Annotated in this window: 5 protein-coding genes and 1 pseudogene; 2 read left to right on the top strand and 4 right to left on the bottom strand. The window is 70.4% G+C overall.

The window, feature by feature from the left end; genetic code table 11:
• Nucleotides 1-119: 119 nt before the first annotated feature.
• The gene (locus AB0D93_RS41275) at nucleotides 120-371 is read right to left on the bottom strand and encodes a transposase (RefSeq protein ID WP_362131837.1); all 252 of its coding nucleotides are present in this window, start codon (nucleotides 369-371) and stop codon (nucleotides 120-122) included.
• 179 nt (nucleotides 372-550) lie between these two features.
• Nucleotides 551-729: pseudogene (locus tag AB0D93_RS41270) on the bottom strand (SDR family NAD(P)-dependent oxidoreductase); the annotation flags it as partial.
• 91 nt (nucleotides 730-820) lie between these two features.
• On the opposite strand from AB0D93_RS41270, the gene AB0D93_RS41265 reads away from it, so the two are divergent.
• On the top strand, nucleotides 821-2,242 hold the full coding sequence (locus AB0D93_RS41265; RefSeq protein ID WP_362131835.1) for a hypothetical protein: 1,422 nt from the start codon (nucleotides 821-823) through the stop codon (nucleotides 2,240-2,242).
• Between the two features lie 214 nt (nucleotides 2,243-2,456).
• Here the strand turns inward: AB0D93_RS41265 and AB0D93_RS41260 are convergent, their stop codons facing one another.
• The gene (locus tag AB0D93_RS41260) at nucleotides 2,457-3,821 is read right to left on the bottom strand and encodes an aminotransferase class I/II-fold pyridoxal phosphate-dependent enzyme (RefSeq protein ID WP_362131832.1); all 1,365 of its coding nucleotides are present in this window, start codon (nucleotides 3,819-3,821) and stop codon (nucleotides 2,457-2,459) included.
• A 115-nt stretch (nucleotides 3,822-3,936) separates the two neighbouring features.
• Between AB0D93_RS41260 and AB0D93_RS41255 the strand changes: the two genes are divergently transcribed.
• Nucleotides 3,937-4,428, top strand: coding sequence for a MarR family transcriptional regulator (locus AB0D93_RS41255; protein WP_362131829.1), 492 nt, complete (start codon nucleotides 3,937-3,939; stop codon nucleotides 4,426-4,428).
• A 225-nt stretch (nucleotides 4,429-4,653) separates the two neighbouring features.
• On the opposite strand, the gene AB0D93_RS41250 is transcribed toward AB0D93_RS41255, so the two are convergent.
• Complete coding sequence (locus AB0D93_RS41250; protein ID WP_362131826.1) at nucleotides 4,654-5,025, bottom strand: MerR family transcriptional regulator; 372 nt, start codon at nucleotides 5,023-5,025, stop codon at nucleotides 4,654-4,656.
• Between the last annotated feature and the right edge of the window lie 90 nt (nucleotides 5,026-5,115).

Genomic DNA, 5,115 nt, shown 5'->3' with positions numbered 1-5,115 from the left:
CAGCCATCCCCGACGAGGAGATCCACGCCACCAGGGCATCACTACGGCGCCTGCTGACCGAACTCGACCGCCACGAAGGCGAAACAGGCAAGCGCTAGAGGGACACCGGCCTTGGGGGATCAGTGGACCAGCCGATAACGGCTGGTCCACTGACCGGCGACTTCGAAGGCGTTGGGGGCGGCTTCCTTGATCGCCTTGGCGTAAGTGGTGGCCCGGTCCCGGCAGATGATCTCGGCTCCGGGATGCTCGGTGAGGCAGGCCACGAACATTTCGGAGGTGCGGTCCGGCAGCACGTCCTCGACCCGGCCGGCCTCGACGTCGACCAGCACGGTGCCGTAGGTACAGCCCTGGCGGAAGGCGAACTCATCCACCCCCAGCACCCGCGGGGCACGGTCCGGCACCGCCGGCGCCGTCAGCAGCCTGAGTACCGGGTCCGGCCTGCGGTCAGCCGCAAGCGGTGGCACAGCCGTGCGGCGGGACGGCCGCCGAGTTCGACCGCGATCGACCGCAGTCAGCCCGCCGGCCCGGTGCTGGTCATCTCCGCCTTCTGTTCCTCAGTCATCCACCGGGTGTCGGTCGGTCCGGGATTGATTGCGTTGCAGGTCACTTCCAGGTGGGCGAGCTCACGGGCGGCGGCCAGTGTGATCCGTCCATCGCTCCCTTGCTCGCCCCATACGGGAGGTTGCTCGCGGTGTGGTCGCTGGTCAGGCTGACGACGGGCCCGCTGCCGTGCTGTCCGCGAAACGATCACGGGTCGTATTGCGCGCGCCCTGCGCGAAACGCGACCTACGATCAGCGGAACGGCTGCGAGGGGGCGGAAGTGCTTGAGGACACCGAGGACGGGACAGCGGCGGCACTGCGGCTCGCGGGAGGTGCGCCGCTGCGGAGCACGCTTGATGTCGCCGACCCCAGTGACTGGCTCGCGTTGGACGCCGGAGTGCGTGAGGTGGCCTGGTACCGGCCGCAGTTCCTGCCGGAGTGGGAGCACACCGCCCCGCTGCCGGCCGACCTGACTCAGCTCGGCGAGTCCCGGCTCGCACTCGCCCTCTGCCACCGCGACGGACGCATCCGCCAGGAGGCGGTGCGCCGGTCGGTCCAGTACCCCGGCCTGCTGCCGTTGGTCGTGATCCGCTGCGCCGACTGGGCAGGCCCAGTACGCGAATGCGCCCGGCAGTTGCTGCGCAAGGCCCTCGATATGGACTCCGCCCTCGGCCTCGCGCCGCTCATCCTTCGCGTCGGCCGCCGGGACAGAGGTGCGTTCGGCGTCGATGTGCTCGACCAGGTCCTGCGCCGAGCATCCCGTGGGCAGTTCGCCGTTCTCTTCACCGACAGCGACCGCATCGTCCGTCGGTTCGCGTACCGGCTGGCCGTCGAGGGCCGGCTACTCCGTCCCGCGGAACTGGCCCGCGCGGCCGCCCTGGACCAGGACACGATGGTCCAGGACCTGTGCGCCACAGCGGCGCTCAAGGCTCTGGCGGATGAGGAGGCGTACGAGGATGTCCTGCCCCCGCTGCTGTCCGCACGCAACCCGCGTACCCGCGCGGCCGGCGTCACCGGACTGCGGCGGGCGGGCCGGTCAGAGCAGGCGGAGTCGTTTCTCAGCGACCGGTCCGCGCTCGTGCGTGCTTGCGCCCGGTATGTAGTACGACAGCAGGGGGGTGATCCGTCGGCCTGGTACCGGGAGCGGTGCACGGCACCGGACAGCCTCGAGTTGTCGCCGGGTGCGGTCATCGGGCTGGCCGAGTGCGGGAACCGCCAGGACGCCCGCCTGCTGCTGCCACTGCTCGGCCACCCGGCGGCCGGAGTGCGGGCGCGGGCGGTGGCGGGGCTGCGGGCACTGGACTGCGTGGATGCGAAGCAGTTGTGGCCGCTCCTCGACGACCCCGCCGCCGGCGTCGTCCGCGAGACGGCCGTCGCCCTGCTTCCCTCGGCCGAGGAACTGCCCGCCGACTGGCTCCTGGAGCGCACCAGCTCCGAGCGGCCGCGGCACGTCCGCGTCGGCGCGTTCCGGCTGCTCGACGCGCGCGGCGGCATCGTGGCGCTACGGGCCGCGGTCGGTCTGTTGCGGGACCCGGATACGAAGCTGCGCACCTGGGCCGGGCAATCCGTGCAGCGCTGGCGTCCATCGGCGGATGTGCGGCGCGGCGACGCGGAGGTGGGAGAGCTACTCGACCGGAGCCGGCACCTCTTCAGCGACCATGTGCTGCGCCGACGCAAGTGGGAAGCCGGCGTGGGCAGCTGAGTACGGCCTGGAGGGCCACCACACGGGAGAACTGGCGGCACCACCGCTCCCATGCCGGGCTGACGGTTCGACTGCGGTCGATCGCGATCGAGCCCGCCGGCCGTCCGGCTCACCGTCCGTGCCCGGCGTCTGCGGCCGGCCGCGGCCTGGGCCCGGCTGCTCGGGCTGCTGAAGGCGCCTGCGGCGCCGGACCGCGCGGGCCACTCCGCCGAGGTCAGCCGGCGTGGGCCAACTGTTCGACTCGGTGGTGCAGATACTCGACGTGGTGTTCGGACTCCGGCTTCATCAGGACGCTGCGCAGGATCCGGGCGCCGTCGGCGTCTGCGGTGATCTTGGGGTGGCGGGCCGTGAACGCTTCGTGGCCGGCTCTGAGGGTGCTGAGGTAGACGGGGTCGGGGCTGTTCATGCCGTCGGCGAGGATGCGGGCGGAGACCGCGTCGATGCCGGTGAGGGTCGCCGGGTCGACGGTGGGGAAGTACGTGACGATGTCCAGCTGGGGTGGCTGGTAGAGCTCCAGGAGGTCGGACGCGTCGATCAGGCCGGCCCACTTCAGGGCGGCTCGGCGACCGGCAGCCAGGACCTGACCGAGGCCGTCGGGGTTGGGCGGGAGGAGCTGGAAAGTGAGCCACAGGGCGGCCGCGGAGGCGCCGGCGCGGGAGCATTCCAGACTGATTTCGCCGAGGTGGAGCTCGGTGGAGGTGAAGTAGGTGTAGGGCGAGTCGTGGAGGTAGAAACGGCCCACCTCCGGATCGCGGAAGAGGACGGCGCCGCAGCCGTAGGGCTGTAGGCCGTGCTTGTGCGGGTCGACCACGACCGAGTCTGCCCGCGCGATGGCCCGCCACGGTTCGGGCGGCAGGGCCTCGGGGCCGTCCGTGCCGGCGAGGAGGGTGAAGAAGCCGCCGTAGGCGGCATCGACGTGGACGCGGACACCATAACGCTCGGCCAGCGGCAGCACTTCGTGGACGGGGTCGACGGCGCCCAGCCCGGTGGTACCGGTGGTGAGGACGACGGTGCCCACCCGACCGGTGCGCAGGACGTCCTGCAGGGCGTCCAGGTCCATGCGGCCCTGGCTGTCGGTGCGGACGGGGTGGCTCGTCATGCCCAGGACGTGGCACATGCGGCCGTGGGTGTAGTGAGCGTCGGCGCTGTGGGCGACACCCCGGCCGGGGTGGAGCTCTCGGGCGACGAAGAGGGCTTCGAGGTTGGCGATCGTGCCGCTGGTGGTGAGGTGGCCGAGGTGGCGGTCGTAGCCGAACATCGTGGCGAGCTGCGCGACGACCTCGCGTTCCATCGCGGCGGTGGCCGGGCCGCCGTCCAAGGCGTGGTTGTTGGGGTTGATCAGCATGGCGGTGAGGTAGCCGACCACCGCGGCGGGGTGCGGGGGCTTGAGCATCTGGCCCGCGTAGCGCGGGTGGAAGAAGGGATAGTTGTTCTTCAGCCGCTCGGTGAACTCTGCGAAGACCGATGCGAAGCGGTCGTCGTCCACCGTCAGGGACAGGTGGGGCCGGTGCGGGCCGAAGGTGTCGGCCCAGTCCCGTATCGCGTGGGTGGCCCGGCCCAGCCAGTGCTGCAGATTCACTGCGTCTCCCTCTCGCTCTCGGTCGTGCCCACCATAGGATTTCATTGACTAGTCAGCAATTGACTGCTCAGCAATTGAGACAGCAGTAGGTGCGGAAGCAGTAGGGTCGGCGACGATGAACGCCACGCCCCAGCACAGCCAGGAAGCCGCCGCCCGTGCCGCCAACAGTCGGCTCGTCCGGGATTTCGGCCTGCTGATCAAGTCCGCCACCCGGCTGGAACAGCGCATCGACAGCGCGCTGCGACGGGAGTGCGGGATCAGTCACACCATGCTGGAGGTGCTGATACGGCTCTGCCGCCGGCCCGGCGAGGAGGTCTCCCAGCGACAGCTGGCCGACGACCTCACTCTCACCAGCAGCGGCACCACCCGCCTGATCGACCGCATGGAGGAAGCCGGCCTGGTCCGCCGGGTCCCGTCCCCCGGGGACCGGAGGGTGGCCCTGGTGGAACCGACCACTGAGGGACTCAGGGCCTTCCTGCAAGCCGCGGCCGTGCACGCCAACGTGGTGGAGGAGTACTTCGTCAAGCCGCTGACGGCCGACGCCTACACGCGCATGACCAGCGCACTGGGTGAGATCGACAAGGCACTTCGGGCGGAGACGACGTGAGAGGCCGCGCGGCGCCGGACTCCGACGGCGTACCGGACGTGCTCACGTCCCGCCGGCCGTCTCGGTCTCCGTCTCGGCCAGCACCGTTCAAGGCCGTTCGGACAACCCTTCGTTGACGTCGCCGATTGGTTTCGGCGCTGGGGACGTTGAAGCTGCGGGGTTCGGCACCAGGGCGTTCACGTGCCGTGACACCGTCCGGCGGCTGATGGACAGCGGGTGGGCGGCTCAGGCTTCACGGACGAAAGTCGCGCAGTCCGGACAGTCGTCGAGGTATCGATGCCGACACTCAACGGTGTGCAGCAGGAAGGTGATTGCCTCCTGTCTCTGGGCGACCTCACCTTCGAGTTGAGCGATCTTCGCTCTCACGACCGCCTGCGCCGCCGACTTCTCCGGCACCATGGCGGCGGTGACCTCGGGCAACGAGAGCCCGACGCGGCGCAGCTTCAGTACCGTGCGCGCCTGCTCCACAGCGTTGTCGTCGTAGATGCGGTAGCCGTTGCCATCGCGACGCACGGTGAGCGCCCCAACGTCTTCCCAGTGCCGCAGCACGTGGGCCTCGATTCCGAGTTCCGCGGCCACTTCTCCGATCGTCTTCACCGGGTTCCTCCGAGGATGCCCCGGCCTTCAGGCCGGGGAGGAATCGGACTCCTGCAGAGCAGGGCAGGGACAGCGGGATCGCCGTCAGGG

This window comes from Streptomyces sp. NPDC048191, from assembly GCF_040652655.1.
In the GTDB taxonomy this organism is placed as follows: Bacteria; Actinomycetota; Actinomycetes; order Streptomycetales; family Streptomycetaceae; genus Streptomyces.
This window is presented reverse-complemented; position numbering and strand designations above follow the sequence as displayed.

Excerpts from the sequence above, each read along its gene's own strand:
- AB0D93_RS41255 (WP_362131829.1), top strand. The coding sequence starts at position 3,937 with ATGAACGCCACGCCCCAGCACAGCCAGGAAGCCGCCGCCCGTGCCGCC.